The organism is Nocardia sp. CA-151230 (assembly GCF_050942175.1).
Classification (GTDB): domain Bacteria; phylum Actinomycetota; class Actinomycetes; order Mycobacteriales; family Mycobacteriaceae; genus Nocardia.
In genome coordinates, this window is sequence record NZ_CP192061.1 from 4943651 (window position 1) to 4962862 (window position 19212).

At 68.9% G+C, this 19212-nt stretch carries 18 protein-coding genes; 10 read left to right on the forward strand and 8 right to left on the reverse strand.

Features of this window, described 5'->3' with window-relative positions:
• Positions 1-38 precede the first annotated feature (38 nt).
• Entirely contained in the window at positions 39-1556 is a 1518-nt protein-coding gene (exaC, locus tag ACQP1O_RS23440; protein ID WP_433560634.1) for an acetaldehyde dehydrogenase ExaC, read from the forward strand.
• Positions 1557-1633: 77 nt separating this feature from the next.
• Positions 1634-2041: a DUF779 domain-containing protein gene (locus tag ACQP1O_RS23445; protein ID WP_433560635.1), complete on the forward strand. Its 408-nt coding sequence runs from the start codon at positions 1634-1636 to the stop codon at positions 2039-2041.
• 86 nt (positions 2042-2127) lie between these two features.
• Here the strand turns inward: ACQP1O_RS23445 and ACQP1O_RS23450 are convergent, their stop codons facing one another.
• The 4 genes from ACQP1O_RS23450 to ACQP1O_RS23465 all read right to left on the reverse strand — a co-directional run bounded on the left by ACQP1O_RS23450 (position 2128) and on the right by ACQP1O_RS23465 (position 6858).
• Positions 2128-2943: a class I SAM-dependent methyltransferase gene (locus ACQP1O_RS23450; protein WP_433560636.1), complete on the reverse strand. Its 816-nt coding sequence runs from the start codon at positions 2941-2943 to the stop codon at positions 2128-2130.
• A gap of 60 nt (positions 2944-3003) precedes the next feature.
• A complete protein-coding gene (locus ACQP1O_RS23455) occupies positions 3004-4557 on the reverse strand; it encodes a succinic semialdehyde dehydrogenase (protein WP_433567763.1) in 1554 nt (517 codons plus the stop codon).
• Positions 4558-4876: 319 nt separating this feature from the next.
• Entirely contained in the window at positions 4877-5359 is a 483-nt protein-coding gene (locus tag ACQP1O_RS23460; RefSeq protein WP_433560637.1) for a hypothetical protein, read from the reverse strand.
• The gene (locus ACQP1O_RS23465) at positions 5356-6858 is read right to left on the reverse strand and encodes an alkaline phosphatase (protein ID WP_433560638.1); all 1503 of its coding nucleotides are present in this window, start codon (positions 6856-6858) and stop codon (positions 5356-5358) included. Before ACQP1O_RS23465 ends, ACQP1O_RS23460 begins: the two co-directional genes overlap by 4 nt.
• Before the next feature lie 258 nt (positions 6859-7116).
• Between ACQP1O_RS23465 and ACQP1O_RS23470 the strand changes: the two genes are divergently transcribed.
• The 6 genes from ACQP1O_RS23470 (at position 7117) to ACQP1O_RS23495 (ending at position 13962) form a co-directional block, all read left to right on the forward strand.
• A complete protein-coding gene (locus ACQP1O_RS23470) occupies positions 7117-9453 on the forward strand; it encodes a sensor histidine kinase (protein WP_433560639.1) in 2337 nt (778 codons plus the stop codon).
• The gene (locus ACQP1O_RS23475; RefSeq protein WP_433567764.1) at positions 9431-9829 is read left to right on the forward strand and encodes a roadblock/LC7 domain-containing protein; all 399 of its coding nucleotides are present in this window, start codon (positions 9431-9433) and stop codon (positions 9827-9829) included. The genes ACQP1O_RS23470 and ACQP1O_RS23475 overlap by 23 nt, the downstream gene beginning before the upstream one ends.
• 166 nt (positions 9830-9995) lie before the next feature.
• Positions 9996-12614 (forward strand): sensor histidine kinase, encoded by a 2619-nt coding sequence (locus tag ACQP1O_RS23480; protein ID WP_433560640.1) that lies wholly within the window; start codon positions 9996-9998, stop codon positions 12612-12614.
• Entirely contained in the window at positions 12592-13017 is a 426-nt protein-coding gene (locus ACQP1O_RS23485) for a roadblock/LC7 domain-containing protein (RefSeq protein WP_040857697.1), read from the forward strand. The genes ACQP1O_RS23480 and ACQP1O_RS23485 overlap by 23 nt, the downstream gene beginning before the upstream one ends.
• Positions 13014-13391 carry a DUF742 domain-containing protein gene (locus ACQP1O_RS23490; protein ID WP_354832682.1) on the forward strand — a complete coding sequence of 126 codons (378 nt, stop codon included), beginning with the start codon at positions 13014-13016 and terminating at the stop codon, positions 13389-13391. The genes ACQP1O_RS23485 and ACQP1O_RS23490 overlap by 4 nt, the downstream gene beginning before the upstream one ends.
• Positions 13372-13962: a GTP-binding protein gene (locus ACQP1O_RS23495; protein ID WP_433560641.1), complete on the forward strand. Its 591-nt coding sequence runs from the start codon at positions 13372-13374 to the stop codon at positions 13960-13962. The genes ACQP1O_RS23490 and ACQP1O_RS23495 overlap by 20 nt, the downstream gene beginning before the upstream one ends.
• A gap of 77 nt (positions 13963-14039) precedes the next feature.
• Here the strand turns inward: ACQP1O_RS23495 and mtnC are convergent, their stop codons facing one another.
• Genes mtnC through mtnA form a run of 3 tightly spaced genes read right to left on the reverse strand, consistent with a single transcriptional unit; the run spans position 14040 to position 16993 of the window.
• A complete protein-coding gene (gene mtnC / locus ACQP1O_RS23500; RefSeq protein ID WP_433560642.1) occupies positions 14040-14723 on the reverse strand; it encodes an acireductone synthase in 684 nt (227 codons plus the stop codon).
• The gene (locus tag ACQP1O_RS23505; protein WP_433560643.1) at positions 14720-15298 is read right to left on the reverse strand and encodes a 1,2-dihydroxy-3-keto-5-methylthiopentene dioxygenase; all 579 of its coding nucleotides are present in this window, start codon (positions 15296-15298) and stop codon (positions 14720-14722) included. Before ACQP1O_RS23505 ends, mtnC begins: the two co-directional genes overlap by 4 nt.
• Before the next feature lie 33 nt (positions 15299-15331).
• Positions 15332-16993: an S-methyl-5-thioribose-1-phosphate isomerase gene (gene mtnA, locus ACQP1O_RS23510; protein WP_433560644.1), complete on the reverse strand. Its 1662-nt coding sequence runs from the start codon at positions 16991-16993 to the stop codon at positions 15332-15334.
• Positions 16994-17206: 213 nt separating this feature from the next.
• On the opposite strand from mtnA, the gene ACQP1O_RS23515 reads away from it, so the two are divergent.
• Positions 17207-17494 carry a hypothetical protein gene (locus tag ACQP1O_RS23515; RefSeq protein ID WP_433560645.1) on the forward strand — a complete coding sequence of 96 codons (288 nt, stop codon included), beginning with the start codon at positions 17207-17209 and terminating at the stop codon, positions 17492-17494.
• Positions 17491-17904 carry a hypothetical protein gene (locus ACQP1O_RS23520; protein WP_033091132.1) on the forward strand — a complete coding sequence of 138 codons (414 nt, stop codon included), beginning with the start codon at positions 17491-17493 and terminating at the stop codon, positions 17902-17904. The genes ACQP1O_RS23515 and ACQP1O_RS23520 overlap by 4 nt, the downstream gene beginning before the upstream one ends.
• Positions 17905-17939: 35 nt before the next feature.
• Here the strand turns inward: ACQP1O_RS23520 and ACQP1O_RS23525 are convergent, their stop codons facing one another.
• A complete protein-coding gene (locus tag ACQP1O_RS23525; RefSeq protein ID WP_433560646.1) occupies positions 17940-19184 on the reverse strand; it encodes a KasA/KasB family beta-ketoacyl-ACP synthase in 1245 nt (414 codons plus the stop codon).
• Positions 19185-19212: the final 28 nt, after the last annotated feature.

Consider the following 19212-nt stretch of genomic DNA (forward strand, 5'->3'; position numbering starts at 1 on the left):
GCCCCCGTCACCGCAGATACGGGATCAGGAGCCGCGCCATGATCTACGCAAAACCCGGCACCGACGGGAGCATCGTCAGCTTCAACCGCCGCTATGACAACTTCATCGGTGGTGAGTGGAAAGCGCCGATCGAGGGCAGATACTTCGACAATCCCTCCCCGATCGACGGTGAAACCTTCTGCCAGGTGGCGCGTTCGAGTGCCGCGGACATCGACATGGCCCTGGAGGCGGCGCACCGGGCGGCCGACGCCTGGGGTGCCACGTCGGTGACGGATCGTGCCAACATCCTCAACAAGATCGCCGACCGGATCGAGGCGAACCTGGAGCGGCTCGCCGTCGCCGAAACCTGGGAGAACGGCAAGCCGGTCCGCGAAACCCTCGCCGCCGACCTGCCTTTGACGGTCGACCACTTCCGCTACTTCGCCGGCGCGGTGCGCGCGCAGGAGGGCCATCTCTCCCAGATCGACGCCGACACCGTCGCCTATCACTTCCAGGAACCGCTGGGTGTGGTCGGGCAGATCATTCCGTGGAACTTCCCGATCCTCATGGCCGCTTGGAAGCTGGCCCCCGCGCTCGCGGCCGGCAACTGCGTGGTCATCAAGCCCGCCGAGCAGACCCCGGCCTCGCTGCTGCTGGTCATCGAGCTCATCGCCGACCTGTTGCCGCCCGGAGTCGTCAACGTGGTCAACGGTTTCGGCGTCGAGGCGGGCAAGCCGCTGGCCTCCAGCCCGCGCGTCGCCAAGGTCGCCTTCACCGGCGAGACCACCACCGGCCGGCTCATCATGCAGTACGCCAGCGAGAACATCATTCCGGTCACCCTGGAACTCGGCGGCAAGAGCCCCAATATCTTCTTCCCCGACGTCATGGCGGCCGACGACGCCTTCCTGGACAAGGCCGTCGAGGGCTTCGTGATGTTCGCGCTCAACCAGGGCGAGGTCTGCACCTGCCCGTCGCGGGCACTGATCCACTCGTCCATCTACGACGAGTTCATGGCCCGCTGCCTCGAACGCACCAAGGCCATCAAGGGCGGCAATCCGCTCGACGACACGACCATGATCGGCGCACAGGCCAGTAACGACCAGTACGAAAAGATCCTGTCCTACATCGACATCGGCCGCAAAGAGGGCGCGACGGTCCTCACCGGCGGCGAGATGCGCAAGGTGGAGGGCTTCCCCAATGGGTACTACATCGAACCGACGATCTTCGAGGGCCGCAATGACATGCGGATCTTCCAGGAGGAAATCTTCGGTCCGGTGGTAGCGGTGGCCCGCTTCGACAACGAGGTCGAAGCGGTAACCATCGCCAATGACACGCTCTACGGCCTCGGCGCGGGCCTGTGGACCCGCGATGGCAGCACCGCCTACCGGGTGGGCCGCGCCGTCAAGGCCGGCCGGGTGTGGACGAACTGCTACCACGCCTATCCCGCGCACGCGGCGTTCGGCGGCTACAAGAAGTCCGGCATCGGCCGGGAAAACCACCGTATGATGCTCGACCACTATCAGCAGACCAAGAACCTGCTCGTGTCCTACTCCCCGAACAAGCTCGGATTCTTCTGAACCGCAAGCAATTCGGTTCATTCAGAACTCGTCGGTAATTCGAAGTCGGACAGGCCGGACGGTCTGCGAGGAGCGTGATGAAAGCAGGTTCAGTATCCCGGGTGACCATCAGCGAGGCCGCCACACACGTGCTGCAGGACCTCATCGATCACCACGGTCCGGTGATGTTCCACCAGTCGGGCGGCTGCTGCGACGGCAGCTCCCCGATGTGTTACCCCCTGGGCGAGTTCCGGGTGGGCGCGGCCGATGTTCTGCTCGGCCGCGTCTTCCCGGACACGGCGTTCTGGATCAGCGCCGACCAGTACGAGTACTGGCGCCACACCCATCTCACCGTCGACGTGGTCCCCGGCCGCGGCGGTGGCTTCTCCCTCGAGGCCCCCGAGGGAGTCCGGTTCGTCATCCGGTCACGCCTGTTCACCGATGCCGAGGCAGCGGCGTTGGAAGCGGCTCCCGCTCCGCTGCGCGGCAACGAGCTGGCCGGATGAAGGAAGGTGGCGCGGCCGGTTTCTCCGGGTCGGCCGCGCCATCGTAAACCTCCGGAGCCTTCGGAGGGCTCCGAACCCGAAAGTCCTTATCGCGGAACGCGACCGGTGCCCAGCCACGCGGTCGTCGACAGCGGCGTGCCCGGTACGTAGTGCTCGCGCAGATAGTCGATCATCACCTTTTCCCGGGCTGCCCAGGTGGCCTTGTCGGTGCGCCGGCGGGTCGCCTGCAGTGGTGCGCTGCCCCGGGTCAGCCGATCCCACATCTGCTCGGCGCTGTCGTAACTGAACGATTCCGCGTGCGGCCGCAGCACGACCTCGGTGAAACCGGCCGCGAGCAGCTCCTTCTCGAACAGGTTCGGATTCTCGAGGCTCTCCGGATTCGGCTGGGGCGCGGGGAATCCCGGAATTCCGGCCTGGAACGCCTCGAACAGCAATGTCATCAGCGGCGAGTCCGTGATCGGGGCCCAGCTCGACACCACCGCGATGCCGCCCGGCCGCAGCACCCGGTACAGCTCGGCGAACCCGCTGGCCCGGTCCGGGAAGAACATGAGCCCGAACATCGAGAACGCGGCGTCGAAAGTGTTACTGGCGTAGCGCAATTGCTGCCCGTCGCCGACGCCGGTGAGCACATTGCCGACCCCCGCCTGCATGATGGCACGCCGTAGCCGCCGGATCATGGCCTCGGAGAAGTCGACCGCGACCACCTCCGCGACCCGCGGCGCGGCCAGCAGCGCCAGCACGCCGGGCCCGGTGGCCACATCGATGACCCGGGACCGGCCGCTCAGTTCGGCCGATTCCAATGCGCGAATCGCGAACGGCCGCATCATGTCCGATACGACCTCGTCATAACTCTCAGCGACCTGGTCCCACGCACCCGGCGCGGCGAGCGGATTCTCCGGCATTCGACCACCCTTCTGACGGGTACAGTGTACGCACGCCGGACGGGTGGTCCAGCGGGAAGGTCAGCGACCCGGCAGGAACCGGATGCTGCGGGCGACGGCCATGAGGAACGGCTGCCACGTGTTCTGCGGGATGAAGGATGGGGCGTCCAGGTTCAGGAACCGCGTGACCACGATGGACTGGGGTTCGGTGAACTTCAGCAGGCCGTCGGGACCGTGGCGACGGCCGACGCCGGAGATGCCCATACCGCCCATCGGCGCGCCGGTGGTGCCCCAGGCCGGGGCGTAGCCCTCGTCGACGTTCACCGTGCCCGCGTGCAATTGCTCCGCGATGCGCTCGCCCTCGACCTTGCTGCCCGCCCACACGCTGGCGTTCAGGCCGTACTCGGTGTCATTGGCGCGGGTGATGGCCTCCTGTACCGAGTCGACCGGGTAGATCGACACCAGCGGGCCGAAGGTCTCGTTGCGGCCGCACTCCATCGCGTCGGTGACCTCGGACAGGACCGTCGGTTCGAAGAACAGCGGGCCCAGGTCGGGGCGGGCATTGCCGCCGGCGAGCACCTTCGCGCCCTTGGACACCGCGTCGGCCACATGCTTGGTGACCGTCTCCAGCTGGGCCTCGGAGATGAGGCTGCCGATATCCTGCGAGAAGTCGTACGCGGCACCGAGTTTCGCCGCCCGCGCCGACGCGACGAACTTCGTGGTGAACTGGTCGGCGACCTCGCGCTCGACATAGAGCCGCTCGATGGAGATGCACAGCTGGCCCGCATTGGAGAAGCAGGCGCGGACGGCGGCCCTGGCGGCCTTGTTCAGATCGGCGCCGCGGGTGACGATCATCGGGTTCTTACCGCCGAGCTCGGCCGAGAAGCCGATGAGGCGCCGCCCGCACTGCTCGGCCAGGGTGCGGCCGGTGGCGGAGGAACCGGTGAACATCAGGTAGTCGCAGTCCTCCACGATGGCCGTGCCGACCACCGTGCCGGGTCCCGGGACCACCGCGAACAGATCGCGCGGCAGCCCGGCGCGCGCGAACAGCTCGGCATTGACCAGCGAGGAGTACGGGGTCTGGCTGTCGGGCTTGACCACCACGGCATTGCCGGCCAGCAGCGCCGGAATCGAGTCGCCCACCGAGAGCAGCATCGGGTAGTTCCAGGGCGCGATCACCCCGACCACGCCCTTGGGCACCGCGCGCACCGAGGCCCGGTTCAGCACCGGGAACGCGCCCGCCGCACCGCGCGGGGCCAGCAGCTGCGGCGCCACCCGGGAGAAGTAGCGGGCGGCGAACATCAGGCCCACGACCTCCTCCTGGGCCGCCCACCGCGCCTTGCCGGTCTCGGCCTGGATGATGTCCATCAGGTACTCGCGGTTCTCGACCACGAGCGCCCGGTATCGATCCAGTATCTCGGCCCGCTGTTTGGGCGTGCGCGCGGCCCATTCGGCCTGCGCGATACGCGCTTTGGCGATGGCGGCCGTGACATCGGCGGCGGTCCCGACCGGCACCGAGCCCAGGGTTTCGCCGGTGAACACCTCGGTGATCGCTCGGGTCGCATGGTCCTGGGTGGTATCCACGGCCGCGAACGAGCGCAACCGTTCGAACACCGCGGCAGCCGGCACCGGCATCATCGCCTCCTACTTGCGGGTAACTTGCGGATACACACAATCTACTCCGCTACGCGCGTGCCCGGCCGGGACTGCGGGATTCCGCCCGCTCGGATCGGGTTCCGGCCGGATGGCCGGCTGGGCCCAAATGTCGTGATTGCCCAGATTTTGGCTGCTACCTGCGAATTCTGTAACCGATCACGAATCCGGAACGAAGAAACAGCCAGCAGTACCCGGGCAGGGATCCATCGCCGGTGAGGCAGCACCGGCTCCAGGGCCCGATCCCGCGCACGCACGAGGGGTGCGTGCGCGGGATCATGAAAAGCGCTGCGGGAAAAGGCTATTCGTTGACCAGCACCGGAATCGACAGCACCGCGGCGGAGATCGGCGCATCGGCCGGGGACGCGGTGATCGTGAAGGGGATGCCATCCGGGTTCGGTGCGTGCGCGCCACCGCCGGGTTCCGCGTCGGCGTGCTGGAAGGTTCCCGCACCCACCACGTGGCCGGTCGTGTCGTAGAAGGCCGCGTGCACCTCCAGTGCCAGCACATCGCTGATATCGGAGATGATGGCGAGAGTGCCGCGCACCGAAGCACCTTCGAGGCGAACCCCGTTCAGCTGGACCCGATCGGTGAAGGGACCCGGGCTCAGTCGCACCTCACCGGGCGAGACCGTGACCGCCGGGACAGGCGCTGAAGTGGGCTTCGGTGCCGCCATCGGGGTGGGCGTGGGTGCCGGGTCGGCGGCGTGCGGAGCGGTCGAACAACCCGCGCTCGCGGCCACCATCAGCAGGCCCATCATCAGCAGACCAGGTCGCCGTCTCACGACAGCAGCGCCTCGTGCATCTTGGTGTACAGCGAGGTGTTGTCCTGATTCGCCGCGAACACCTGTGCGCCGGGGCCGTAGGCGTAGATCTGCACATCCGCGCCCGTGTGGTTGCCGGACAGGTAGGTCAGCCACAGGCTCGCCTCAGGAGAGCCGTCCTTGACCTCGGCCGGGTCGTCGGGCGTGCGGAAGGTGGCGGGGGCGAAATTGCGCGGATCCTGGTGTCCCGCACCGTTGATGAACCCGGTCGAGCGTGCCGGGTCCTTCACGTTGTCCTTGCCGTCGCGCGACGGGACGCTGTTGTTGGCCGGGTTGCCCGTGTCGACGTTCGTCGGCGGCGCAACCGCTTCGGCATTGGTGAAGGTGTTCTTCTCGATGATGTTGAACCCGGCGCACTCGTGGTCGGCGGTCACGATCACCATGGTGTGCCCGTCCTTCCTCGCGAAGTCCAGGGCCGCGGCCACCGCGTCGTCGAATGCCTTGACCTCGTCGAGGGTCTGGGCGGCGTCGTTGGCGTGTGAGCGCTTGTCGATGAGCGCGCCCTCCACCTGCAGCAGGAAGCCCTTGCCGTCCTTGCGCTTCGTCAGCAGGTCGATGGCCTTGGTGGTCATCTCGGCCAGCGTCGGCTCCTGCTTCTGCGGGGCCGAATCCGGTAGTGCGGCGCGGGCATTGGTGGCGGTCATGTTCCCGCGGTTGAACAGGCCGATCACCTTCTGCCCGGTCACCGCCTTCAACTCGGCCGCGGTGGCCACCTGCTGACTCTCGGGCGTCTGCGCCTTCAGGGCCGGGTCGCCCATGCTACCCAGCACCTGATACCCGTTGTCCTGCATGACCTTCTGGTCGTCGGGCTCGAAGCGGGCCAGGCCGCCGCCGAGAATGACATCGGCGGTGTTGTTGCGAGCGATCTGCTCGGCGATGGGGGTGACCAGCGTCTTGTCGGCGGGTTGCCCCTCGTGGCTGCCGTCGGATTTCTTCGGCAGACAGGACGATTCGCTGAATACCGGGCCCTGGCAGCCACGCAGCAGGGTGTGGCTGACCATGGCCGCCGGTGTGGCGTCGGTGATCTCGGCGGTGCTGACATTGCCGGTCGCGAATCCGGCGGCCTTGGCCTGCTCCATGAGGGTCGGCACCGACTTGCCGTAGGCGTCCACGCCGATGGCGGCGTTGTAGGTCTTCACGCCCGAGGACCAGGCCGTCGCCGCGGACGCCGAGTCGGTCACCAGGGACGGTTTGGCGCTGCCGGGTTCCACCGCATAGGTCGCGACCGCACCGACGTAGGGCAGCTGTTCGAGGTTGAGCCGGCCGTTGGCGCCCGCGAAACGCTCCCGGGCCGCGGTGACGTGGGTGCGCCCCATGCCGTCGCCGAGCAGATAGATGATGTTGTGGACTTCGCTGTCGGCCTTGCTGTCCGATCCGCATCCGGCGATGAGCGTCGCCGCCGACACCGTGGCCGTGGCGGCCGCGACGGCGACCGGCCATACGCGTTTCCTGTGCTGCACTTCGTCTCCTCCGTCCGCGCGCCCGGATCACGGGCGCGGCCCGCTGTCCCGGGCGCGGACGAAGCTAGTGCTGAAAGTTTGCCCACTCTGGTCTCACAGGAAGCTCACAGCTGACTCGAAGGTAAACGAATTCTAAAGCAATTGCAGAGAACTCGGCAACCTCCCGGCTTACGGGACTCGTCTCGCCGGTGTCAAATCCCGTCCCGCACAAAAAGACTCGACCCGTCGAGCGGATCGCCGTGCAGTTACGTTGCAGCGATGCGCTTTCCGACGCTCGGGGTCCGCACCCGGATCCTGGCCATCGCGCTGGTCCCGAGCGTGGCGTTGGCGGCCATCGGTCTCGGCGTGGCCGGCACCCTGATCGACCGCTCACACCGGGCCCGTACCTGGGCCGACGAGATGCAGGCAGGCATCGCGCCCACCCGCGAGCTGATCGAGGCCGTGCAGGCCGAACGGCAGCTGACCCTGTGGCGGGTGGCCGGCATGGAGTCCGATGTGCGCCAGCTGACGACGGCGCGCCAGCGGCTCGACAGTGCTGTGCGCCTGATCGCCCCCGCCCAGTCGGCGCTGTCGCGGATCGGGCCCGCGTCCATGGACCAGGCCACCGGCGCCCTCGGCGAAATGAGCAAGCAGTTGGCCGGAATTCGCGCCGGCGTCGATGCGGGCACCCTCGGGCTGGCCGATGCCTACGCCTTCTACAACCACATTCCCGAGGCCGTCATGGCGGGTGTGCAGGTCGCGCAGAAGACGGCTCCCGATGCCGCCACCGCCGTCGAGCTCACCCAGGCCGCGGATGTGCTGCACTGCCTGGAGGCCATGAGCCGCGCGAACGCGCTGGGCGCGGCCCTCGTCGACGGCAACAACCTCTCCCCCGAGCTGGGCGCCGAATACCTCAGCCTGGTCGGCTATTACCGCACCCGGGTCGACGGCATCGTCGGCGCACCGGACGAGAAGCAGGCCGCCGCGGCCCGGGCACTGGTCTCGACCGCCGCCTGGCAGCAGCTGGGCCTGGTGGAGCCGGTCCTGGCCCAGCACACCCTGGTGCCGTCGGAAGGCTCGGCCAAACGCTCGGCGCTGCAACCGTTTCCGATCACGGTCGCGGAATGGCAGCACAGCGCCGGGGAGGTCACGCGTGGCCTGGCGAACCTCTGGCAGGCGGAGAACGCCGAGGCCCAGCAGCTGGCCGGGGCCGCCGCGGACGACACCACCAGGAAATCGCTGGCGGCCGGGACGGGCATGGTCGTGGTCGGGGTGGGCGCGATCCTGGTCGCGCTGGCGCTGGCCAATCGGATCATCCGCAGGCTCCGGCGCTTGCGCGACCGCACCTTCGCCCTGGCCGACGAGCAGCTGCCCGAGACGATGAGTCGGCTGGCCGCCGGTGAACACCTCGATATCGACACCGAGACCCCTGTCCTGGACTTCGGCCACGATGAAATCGGACAGGTCGCCGAGGCTTTCGGCCACGCGCACGGGACGGCCGTCGCCGCCGCGGTCACCGAGGCGCGTACCCGCGAGGGCGTGAAGTCGGTCTTCCTCAATATCGCGCACCGCAGCCAGGTGGTGGTGCACCGGCAGCTGGAGATCCTCGACGCGGCCGAGTCCCAGCAGGAGGATCCGGAGCTGCTGGACATCTACTTCCGGCTCGACCACCTGGCCACCCGCGAACGCCGCAATGCCGAGAACCTGATCATCCTCGCGGGCGGGCGCCCCGGCCGCCAGTGGCGCAATCCGGTTCCGCTGCTGGAACTGGTGCGGTCCGCGGTCGGCGAGACCGCCGACTACACCCGGGTCCAGACCGGCCGCCTGCCTGCGGCTTTCATTGCCGGCCGGTCCGTCGCCGACCTCATCCACCTGCTGGCCGAGCTGATCGACAACGCCGCCTCCTTCTCCCCGCCGCAGTCGCGCGTCGAGATCTCCGGCGCCTCGGTGGGCCGCGGGGTCGCGGTCGAGATCAGCGATCAGGGCATGGGCATTCCCGAGTCCGACCTGGCCCGGCTCAACGAGCTGTTGGCCGGGCCACCGGATTTCGCCGTCACCAGCCTGTCCTCGGATTCCCGCCTGGGCCTGTTCGTGGTGTCGCGCCTGGCCGCCCGGCACGGCATCTCGGTACGCCTGTCCGATTCCGATTACGGCGGCACGCGCGCCATCGTCCTCGTCCCGTCCGGGCTGATCGAGGGCGAGCTCGGTGCGGCGGAACCGCGGCCCGAGGCCAGGCCCCCGCAGCGCCGAGCCGAACTCGAGCAGGCCGCGACCGCGTCGTCGGAATTTCGCGAGGCGGCAGCATCATTCGACGCGTGGCAACCGGGCCCGCCCGAACCGTACTTCCCCGCACCGGATACGCAGGTCACCGCCTATCTCCGGCCCGAGCTTCCGCGGCGCCGCCGCCAGGAGCATCTCGCGCCGGAGCTGGCCGAGCACCCGGCCGCCGAGCAGGCCCCCGCCGCGGCCCCGGCATCGGACGAACGCAGCGCCGAGCAGGCGCGAGAGCTGTTCTCGGCCATCGAGAACGGCACCCGACAGGGGCGGCAGACCGATCCCGGCCCGCCGCCCGCCACCCGACAGGAAGGCGATGGTGAACACCTCCCCCGCTGGTGATCTCGACTGGCTCCTCGACGATCTCGTCGACAAACTCGCGGGTGTGCGGCACGCGGTCGTGCATTCCGCCGACGGCTTGCTGCTGGGCCGGTCGGCGCGGATGAGCCGGGAGGACGCCGAGCACTTCTGTGCCATGTCCTCGACCCTGTTCGGGCTGTCCCGCAGTGCCGGGCACCGATTCGACGCGGGCGGGGTGCGGCAGGCCGTGATCGAACTCGACCGCGCGGTCCTGTTCGTCACCGCGGCAGGTGCCAATGCCTGCCTGGCACTGCAGGCCGCGGCCGACGCGAACCTGGGCATGGTCGCTTACGAGATGAACCTGACCGTGCAGCGGGTCGGATCCTTCCTCTCCGCCGCACCTCGCCACCGTGTGTGAGAGTCGCGAATTGTGCTGTTCCGCCTCAGTTTCCGGTTGCCAGTAGGTAGCTGCCCGATGGCTCCGTTTGTGATGCACAGTCATACATGAAGGAGAAAGTCAATCTCAGTCCCGCTCAACGGGATCGATGGGGCATATGTGACTTACGCCCCGTTACCTTTGCCCGATGTTCAGAGCGAGGCTCGGGGTCCGGACCCGCGTGCTCGCCATCGCACTTGTCCCGAGCCTGGCGCTGCTCGTGATCGGCGTGGGTGGCGCGGGGTACCTGGTGGTCGAGGGCAAGCACGCGCGGGATTGGGCGGACGCGTTGTCCGCCGCGGGACCGCCGACCGGAGAAGTGATCGCCGCGGTGGAGCAGGAGCGCCAGCTCTCCCTCTCCCAGATGGGTGGTGGCGACGAGGCGAATCCGAAGTCGTTGGCGCAGGCGCGCACCCGTCTCGACACTGCGCTGCAGGGCATGGCGCCGGTCAGCGCCGCCATGGAGAAGGTCGGCCCGAAATCCGTCACCGGCGACGTCGGCGGGCTGCTCACCCTGACCCGCCAGCTGGCAGGTCTGCGCACCCAGATCGACACCAACGCGGTGTCGATCTCCGATGTCTACTACTTCTACGGCAAGCTGCTCGAGTTCGTCTGGATCGGCACCCGCATCGTGGCCGACACCGCGCCCAGTTCCGAAGTGGCCCTGGAGGTCGCCAACGGACTGCAGGTCGTGCAGGCCGCCGAGATGCTCTCCCGCGAGGCCGCGGTCGGCGAGGTCCTGCTCGCCGGCGGCACCCTGCCGCCCGAGCTGGCCATCGAATTCTCCCGCGTGGCAGGCACCTACCGGGTGAACCTCGGCGTGCTGGCAGGCGGCGACGGCACCAACGGTGACGTCGACATGCAGGCCCTCATGAACGATCCGGACTGGACGAAGATCGTCATGATGGAGAACGTGCTGCTGTCGCGGGCACTCGATCCCATGACGGTGCCGCCCGTGAAACCCGGTGGCACACCGCAGCTCGCACCGCTGACCTTCACCGCGCAGGAGTGGCGCGACACCGTTGCCCGGCTCAACACCCAGATCCTGCACCTGTGGGAGAAGATGAGCCGCCACAACGAGAAGATGGCCGCCGATGTGGCCGACAGCAATGCCCGCAACTCCGCGCTCGCCGGTGGCGGCATGCTGGCGGTCTCCGGGCTCGCCTTCCTGGTGTCGCTGGTGCTCGCGAACCGGATCATCCGCCGCCTCAAGGGCCTGCGCAACGAGACGCTGGTGCTGGCCGACGAGCGGCTGCCCGAGATCATGGCCAAGCTGCGCACGGGCCAGCCGGTCGACATCGCCGCCGAGGCCGCGGTGCTGGACTTCGGCCACGACGAGATCGGCCAGGTGGCGAAGGCGTTCACCCACGCCCACTCCGCCGCCGTGACGGCCGCCGTCACCGAGGCCCGCACCCGTGAGGGCGTCAAGGCGATGTTCCTCAATATCGCCCACCGCAGCCAGGTCATCGTGCACCGCCAGCTGGAGATCCTCGACGCCGCGGAGTCGTCGCAGGAGGATCCGGCGCTGCTCGACATCTACTTCCGCCTCGACCACCTGGCCACCCGCGAACGCCGCAACGCCGAGAACCTGATCATTCTCGCGGGCGGTCAGCCCGGCCGGCAGTGGCGTAATCCCGTGCAGCTGCTCGAGATCGTGCGCTCGGCCGTCGGCGAGACCCTCGACTACACCCGCGTCAAGATCGCGCGGCTGCCCGACGTGTCCATCGCCGGCAGCGCGGTCGCCGACCTCGTGCACCTGCTGGCCGAACTCGTCGACAATGCCGCCCACTTCTCGCCGCCGCAGTCGCAGGTCGAGGTGCGCGGCAACGTGGTCGGCAAGGGCGTCGCCATCGAGGTGATCGACCAGGGCATGGGCATGCCCGAGGAGGAGCTGGCGCGGATCAACGAGATCCTGCGCGACGCACCCGATTTCGGTGTCGCCATGCTGCCCGACGACTTCCGCCTCGGCCGCTTCGTGGTCGCCCAGCTGGCGGCCCGCAACGGGATCTCGGTGCGGCTCACCGAATCCGACTACGGCGGCGTGCGGGCCATCGTGCTGGTGCCCAACAGCGTGGTCGTACAGCCCTCGGGCCGCACCGGCGAGATACCGGTGGTGCCGCGGCAGCTGGATGCCGTCGAGCCGTCCGCGGCCTCGCGGGCGGTGGCCGCGCTGCCGCAGCTCCCCGCGGCGCCGGCGGTTCCCCCGTCGACGATCTCGAGCTACGAACTGCCCATCGTCGGCTACGAGGCCTACGCACCCCCGGCCGCACCGGAACCGCCCGCCGCGCCCAGCGCGCCGGCGGCCCCGGCCGCGCCCCAGCCGGAGCCGTTCGGGCCGTCCACCGGATCGCTCGTGCCGCCGGTCATGTCCTTCGGAGCCGCAACGCCGTTCGACCCGCCGACCAACCCGAGGCCGAACCCGAAACCGGCGGCCGAACCCGTCCCGCCGGTGGAAAACGGTTTCCGGTCTCGCGAATTCGGGCGATCCCATTACACTGGCTCCGACGCCCGGCCCGCGCTCCCGCGTAGGCGCCGGCAGGCAAGTCTCGCACCGGAATTGGCGCAGGAGCAGTCGGCCCCCGAGTCGACGGTCCAGGCCACCCGCACGGCCGAGCAGGCCCGAGACCTTTTCTCCGCCATCGAAAACGGAACCAGGCAGGGCCGCCAGGCCGACCCCGGTTCGTTCGGGCCTGAGTCCCAGGCCTTCTTTGAAGGCACACAGTCGGAACGACAGGAAGGCGACGGTGACCACCTCAAACGCTGGTGATCTCAACTGGCTACTCGATGATCTGGTCGACCGGCTCGCAGGCGTCCGTCACGCGGTGGTGCACTCCACCGACGGGCTGCTGCTGGGCCGCTCCTCCGCCATGAGCCGCGAGGACGCGGAGCACTTCGGTGCCATGTCCTCCACCCTCTACGGCCTGGCGCGCAGCGCCGGAGGCAGATTCGACGGCGGCGGCGTCCGCCAAGCGGTCATCGAACTAGAGCGCGCGGTGCTGTTCGTGACCGCCGCCGGTAGCCATGCCTGCCTCGCGCTGCAGGCCACCGAACAGGCCAACCTCGGTATGGTCGCCTACGAGATGAACCTGACCGTGCAGCGCGTAGGCAACTACCTGTCCACCACCCCGCGCCACAATCTGGCCGGACAAGGCAACCCCCGACTGTCATGAGGCCGGGGCCGGGGGAACAGTGGTTCGATGACGCGGCCGGTCCGCTCGTGCGTCCCTACGCACGGACCGGTGGCCGAACCATGGGTGCGGGGCACGATCTGGACATGCTCACGGTGGTGGTGGTACCCAATGCCGCCCCACCGCTGCGTCGTGTCGAACCGGAGTACGCGGAAATCGTCCGGTTGTGCCGGCTCCCGCTGTCGGTGGCCGAGGTGTCGGCCGCCCTGCGGCTGCCGCTGGCGGTGACCAAAATCCTGGTGGGGGACCTGATTTCAGACAACATCCTCAACTTCCGGGCCCCGGCCTCCCCCGAGGCCGCGCCCGGTGACCTCAACATTCTGCGAGCGGTACTCGATGGCATTCGAAAACTCTGATACCGCCCAGCCCATGGCCGCCTCGGTGAAGATCCTCATCGCGGGCGGCTTCGGCGTGGGCAAGACAACGATGGTGGGGGCGATCAGTGAGATCACTCCGCTCCGCACCGAAGAACTCATTACCGAATTGTCCGCCGGCGTCGATGATCTGCGCGGCGTCGAGGGCAAGACCACCACCACGGTGGCGCTGGACTTCGGTCGTATCACCATCGACCAGAACCTGGTGCTCTACCTGTTCGGCACGCCCGGCCAGGACCGCTTCTGGTTCCTGTGGGACGAACTGGCCCGCGGTGCGCTGGGCGCGGTCGTGCTGGCCGACACCCGTCGTCTGGAGGGCTCGTTCGCGGCGATCGACTTCTTCGAACGCCGGGGCGTCGCTTTCACGGTGGCCGTCAACTGTTTCGAGGGCGCGCCCCTGTACACCCCGACCGAGGTTCGCGACGCGCTCGACCTGGACGAGCGAATCCCGGTGCTGCTGTGCGACGCCCGCGACCGCGGCTCGTGCAAGAACGTGCTGATGACGCTGGTCGAGTACCTGATCGACCGGGCTGCCACCGCCGGTGTGCGCTGACAGCTGTCCCGAAACGCGAGGCGAGCCCGCCCGGAGAAATCCGGACGAGCTCGCCTCGTTTTCGCTTGTGCGGCAGGTCAGTTGGGCACGACCTCGGCGAAGTCGCCGATCCAGCGGTGCGCGCCGCGTGGGCTGTTCGGCTCGCCCGGGCGAGTGACGCCGATGGCCTGCCAGCCGGCCGCCACGGCGGCGTCCACCTCGTCGGGGTGGTCGGACAGGAACAGGATCTGGTCGGCGGGGACGCCGATGGCGCTCGCGATCTTCTCGTAGGAGGAGGCTTCGCGCTTGGGGCCCGCGGTGGACAGGTCGAAGTGGCCGCTGATCAGCGGGGACAGATCGCCGTCCCGGGCGAACGCGAACCAATCCTTCTGGTTGCGAACCGAACCCGAGGAGTAGATGTAGAGTTCCAGACCGGCGTCGCGCCAGGCGCGCAGCACCGGCGGCACGTCGGGGAAGAACTGCCCGTGCAGGGACCCGTTGCGGAAGCCCTCGGCGCAGATGATGCCCTGGGCGGCCTTGAGCGGCTCGGACTTCACGTCGGTATCGAGCCACTCGATGAGGATCCGGGCCACCTCGGTGGCGTCGGCGCCGGGGCGGTTCGCCTGGGCGCGGGTGGCCTCGAGGATCGGATCCGCTGCGCCGCCGGTGTTCTCGGCCAGCCAGGCCGGGAGCCGGTCGCGGGTGTAGCCGTAGAGGTCCTCCCGCACCGAACTGGTCGGGCTGGTGGTTCCCTCGATGTCGAGCACGACCGCCTTGATCATGCCGGGGCCAGCAGTTCGTCGAGGGTCGGGAAGCCGGACGAGATCTTGTCACCGGTGAAATCGCCGATCCAGCCGTCCTGCTCCTCGAAGAAGCGCACGGCCACGAACTCCGGCCGGGTGCCCATGTCGAACCAGTGCAGGGTGCCCGCCGGCACCGAGACCAGATCGCCCGCAGTGCACACGGTGGCCAGCACCTCGTCGCCCAGGTGCAGATAGAAGCAGCCCGCGCCGGCCGCGAAGAAGCGGACCTCGTCCTCGGCGTGGCGGTGCTCGTCGAGGAACTTGGTGCGCGCGGCGACCGCCGTGGCGGGCCACTGCGGGTCGCTGTCGTCGGGGTGGATGCGCGCCACGTCGATGAACTTGTAGCGTCCGTCGGCATTCAATTCGTCGATGCGGCCCTGGTATTCGGCCAGCAGCTGCTCGGTGGTGGTGGCGGCGCTGAAACCCTCCAGCAGCGGCCAGCGCTCGAAGGTGATGCCGCGCTTGGCCAGCTCGGCGGCGATCACCGCGTCATCGTCGGTGCGCAGCACGACGTCGCCGGCGTCCTTGTCGGACATGATCTGCAACAGGGTCATGGGAGGTTCCTTTCTCGGAACGCTGTATTCAGTTCATACATGGTCGCCCACCGGAATCTCTCGGTGTCCGGTCAAGGTGGTCAGCCGGCACATGGCCTCGAGGCACTCCGCGCGATCGCGCGCCTGAGCCAGGTTCGAACCCCAGGCGGTGATGCCGTGCCCGGCGATGAACAGCACCGGCGGGGCCTCCGGATGCTCGGTCAGGTACTTCTCGATATCCGCGCCGATCTGCGGGACATCGGCGTGGTTCGGGAACACGGGGATGTCGATGACATCGGGTCGGGCCGAACCGAGGCCCTTGATGAGCTCGTAGCCGGCGAAACGCGCTGTGGTGACGCCTGATCCGGCCGTCGTGATCGAGACGGCCGTGGCGTGCGGCGGGTGTACGTGCACCACCGCGTCGGCGCCGCGGGTGCGGTAGACGGCGGTGTGAATGGTGGTCTCCGCCGAGGGCTTACGGCCGGAAGCGTCGACGGGCTCGGAGTCGACCACGGCGACGGTCACCATGTCGGAGGCGGTGAGCTCGCCCTTGGACAACCCGCTGGCGGTGACGAGGGCCGTATCGCCCTGGCGCACCGAGATATTGCCGGCCGTGCCGGGCATCCAGCCGCTGGCGTACAGGCCGCGCGCGATCTGCGCGATCTCCGCGCCCGCCGCCGACTTCGGAGAGGTGGTCGCCGAGGCGGAGGTCCGCGCGGTCGCCGGGTCCTCGAGCACCCCGAATTCGGTGACCACGGCGGTCACCAGCTCGGCCGGGGTGACGTCGAAGGCCGGGTTGAACGTCTTGGTGCCCTCGGGAGCCGTTGCGGCGCCGCCGAATCCGGTCACCTCGGCCGCGGCGCGCTGCTCCACCACGATGTCGGAGCCCTTCGCGGTGGAGATGTCCCGCGTCGATTCGGGTGCGACGACGATGAACGGAATGCCGTGGTGCTGCGCCGCGATGGCCAGCATGTAGGTGCCGATCTTGTTGGCGACCGACCCGTCCGCGGTGATCCGGTCCGCGCCCACGACGACGGCGTCCACCTGCTCGGTAGCCAGGGCCCACGCGGCGGCGGAATCGATGGTGAGCCGGTGCGGGATACCGGCTTCGGCCATCTCCCACGCGGTCAGGCGCGCGCCCTGCAGCAGCGGGCGGGTCTCGTCCACGATCACCTCGGCGAGCGCGCCCCGCTGATGCAGCACCCGCAGCGCACCGATGGCGGTGCCCCACGCGGTGGTAGCCAGGCGGCCGGTATTGCAGTGGGTGAGCAGCCGCAGCGGGCGGTCCGCGCACAGCCGCTGGATCAGATCGGCGGCCGCGGTGGCGGCGGCCAGATTCACCCGCCCATCCTCGGCCAGCATGTCGAGGGCTTCGTCGAGCATGGCCTGCAGTCCCTCGGGAAGCTTGGCCAGCGTGCGCTGCACTCCCCAGGCCAGATTCACCGCGGTCGGGCGGGCGTCCGCGATACGCGCGGCCTCGGCCTCGACCTGCCCGGCGTCGATCACGTCATCGGTGGTGGCGGCACGGGCCGCGATCACCACTCCGAAGGCGCCGCACACGCCGATCGCCGGCGCGCCACGCACGGCCAGAGTCTTGATCGCATCGATGACCTCGTCGACCGTCGTGATCCGAAGCTCCCGCACCTCGTGCGGCAACGCCCGCTGGTCGATGGTGACGAGCGCACCATCGGCCCACGCGATCGAACTCTGATCCATCTAGTTCTGTCCTCTTGACTGGAGAATTGCGGCGACGCCCACGGCCGTGGGCACACTTCACCGTATCGAACTCGGATCCGCGCCTGACCGGCAGGTTTCGGATCAGCGCAATCCGAATGGCCGGTTTTCGTGCGGGCTGCTCCGGGAACGGGTAGTGCATCTCTCGGCGATGTCCGCTCGCGTCCGCGGGCCATACCGCTCTACCATCGCGGTATGGCGAGACCGCGTCGTACCCGCAAGATCACCGTGACGATGCCGGAGGAGATCGCTGCGACCCTCGACGATTGGCGCAGCGCGGGCCGTATTGCCTCGATCTCCGCGTTCGTCGCCGAATCCGTGAAGGCCCGGGTCGATCGGGCCGAATCGCTGGCCCGTTTGGAGAACGCGCTCGGCGGCCGCCCGCCGCTGGATCTGATCAATCGCGCCCGTGCCGTGCAGGGGTTGCCGCCCTTATCGGATAAGGAGGATCCCGGCGACCGCGCGAGCGCCGGCGCGGCATGACCCCCGCCGCTCCGACACTGGGCGGCGTCGTGTTCGACACCGCAGCGCTGACCGCCTGGGCGCATCGTGTGGCATATGTGCAATCGGTGGTGTGGGCGACCGCGGACGCGGGCCACACCATCATCGTCCCGGCCACCGCTCTCGCCGCGGCCCGCGCGCTGATTCCGCCCGGCCGCCTCGACATCCTCTCGGTGCTGCTGGATCTGCCGAACACCGTCATCCAGCCCCTCGACCGCCCGGCCAGTGATCATCTGGGCGACACGCTCGCCGACCGCCCCGACGCCGACGCACTCATTCCGGCCGGGCATGCGACCCTCGAAGCGGTGAGCCGGGATTGGCCGTGCCTGACCGATCGCCCCGATACACTGCGCAAGCTGGACCCGCGGGTCCAGACGGACAAGCTGCCCTGAGCTTTCGAATCCAGCTGCGGCCCAAGCGCTATCGATCAGGCGCGTCCCAGCGCGAGGGTGACGTTGTGGCCGCCGAAGCCGAAGGAGTTGCTCAGCGCGTACCGGAGCTCCTGATGGCGCGGCTTGTCGGCCACCACATCCAGCTCGGTACCCGGATCCGGGGTCTCGAAATTCAGGGTGGGCGGCACGATCTGCTCGTTCAGCGTGCACAGGGTGAGCATGGCCTCCAGGGCGCCGACCGCGCCGATGGAGTGGCCGAGGGCCGATTTGGGCGCGTACACCGAGGCATGCGGCGCGACCGACATGATCGCCTTCGCCTCGGAGGCATCGCCGACCTGAGTGCCGGTGGCGTGGGCATTGATGTGGTCGATGTCCGCGCCGGTCAGACCGGCCGTGGCGAGGGCCTTGCGCATGGCGCGGGCGGCGCCGTCACCGTCGGGCGCGGTGCCGGTGATGTGGTAGCCGTCGGAGGTGATGCCCGCGCCGAGGACCCGGCCGAGCATCCGCGCACCCCGCGCCCGCGCATGCGCTTCCGACTCCAGCACCAGCAGCGCGCCCGCCTCGCCGAACACGAACCCGTCCCGGTCCCTGTCGAAAGGCCGTGAGGCGCGCTCGGGTTCGTCATTGCGGGTGCTCATGGCCCGCATCATGGCGAAACTGGCGATCGGCACCGCGTCGATGTGCCCCTCGACGCCGCCGGCCACCACCACGTCGGCCTCACCGGTGGCGATCAGCCGCCAGCCGTGCGCAATGGCCTCCGCGCCCGAGGCGCAGGCCGAAACCGGCGCATATACACCGCCTTTCGCCCCGATCTCCAATCCGACGGTGGCCGCCGAACCGTTGGGCATGACCATGGGCACCGTCATGGGCGGCACCTTCCGGTAGCCCCCGGTCTTCATCAGGTCCACGGCATTGACCAGCGCCTCGCCGCCGCCCAGCCCGGTGCCCACGGCGACCGCCAGCCGTTCCGCCTCGACCCCGGGCGTCCCCGCCTCCCGCCAGACCTGCCGGCTGAGCACCAGTGCCAGCTGCTGCACGAACGACATCCGCCGCTGCTCGATCCGGGTCAGCTGCTCCCCCGGCTGCGCGACCAGTCGCCCGCCGATCCGCACCGGCAGGTCGTTGCCGGTGACGAAATCGTCTGTGAGCGTGCCGATCCCACTGTCGCCCGCCAGCAGTCGCGACCAGGTGGTGTCGAGATCGGCCCCCAGGCAGGTGGTTGCCGCCATCGCCGTCACCACGACGCCCCGGCGAGTTTCTGTACCAGTCGTTACACTCATGCTGACATGGATACCTGTACCACCCGCT

Bases quoted from the DNA above. Each gene is read 5' to 3' on its own strand.
- exaC (WP_433560634.1), top strand. From the start codon at position 39: ATGATCTACGCAAAACCCGGCACCGACGGGAGCATCGTCAGCTTCAAC.
- ACQP1O_RS23445 (WP_433560635.1), top strand. From the start codon at position 1,634: ATGAAAGCAGGTTCAGTATCCCGGGTGACCATCAGCGAGGCCGCCACA.
- ACQP1O_RS23450 (WP_433560636.1), bottom strand. From the start codon at position 2,943: ATGCCGGAGAATCCGCTCGCCGCGCCGGGTGCGTGGGACCAGGTCGCT.
- ACQP1O_RS23455 (WP_433567763.1), bottom strand. From the start codon at position 4,557: ATGCCGGTGCCGGCTGCCGCGGTGTTCGAACGGTTGCGCTCGTTCGCG.
- ACQP1O_RS23470 (WP_433560639.1), top strand. From the start codon at position 7,117: ATGCGCTTTCCGACGCTCGGGGTCCGCACCCGGATCCTGGCCATCGCG.
- ACQP1O_RS23480 (WP_433560640.1), top strand. From the start codon at position 9,996: ATGTTCAGAGCGAGGCTCGGGGTCCGGACCCGCGTGCTCGCCATCGCA.
- ACQP1O_RS23490 (WP_354832682.1), top strand. From the start codon at position 13,014: ATGAGGCCGGGGCCGGGGGAACAGTGGTTCGATGACGCGGCCGGTCCG.
- ACQP1O_RS23495 (WP_433560641.1), top strand. From the start codon at position 13,372: ATGGCATTCGAAAACTCTGATACCGCCCAGCCCATGGCCGCCTCGGTG.
- mtnC (WP_433560642.1), bottom strand. From the start codon at position 14,723: ATGATCAAGGCGGTCGTGCTCGACATCGAGGGAACCACCAGCCCGACC.
- ACQP1O_RS23505 (WP_433560643.1), bottom strand. From the start codon at position 15,298: ATGACCCTGTTGCAGATCATGTCCGACAAGGACGCCGGCGACGTCGTG.
- mtnA (WP_433560644.1), bottom strand. From the start codon at position 16,993: ATGGATCAGAGTTCGATCGCGTGGGCCGATGGTGCGCTCGTCACCATC.
- ACQP1O_RS23515 (WP_433560645.1), top strand. From the start codon at position 17,207: ATGGCGAGACCGCGTCGTACCCGCAAGATCACCGTGACGATGCCGGAG.
- ACQP1O_RS23520 (WP_033091132.1), top strand. From the start codon at position 17,491: ATGACCCCCGCCGCTCCGACACTGGGCGGCGTCGTGTTCGACACCGCA.
- ACQP1O_RS23525 (WP_433560646.1), bottom strand. From the start codon at position 19,184: ATGAGTGTAACGACTGGTACAGAAACTCGCCGGGGCGTCGTGGTGACG.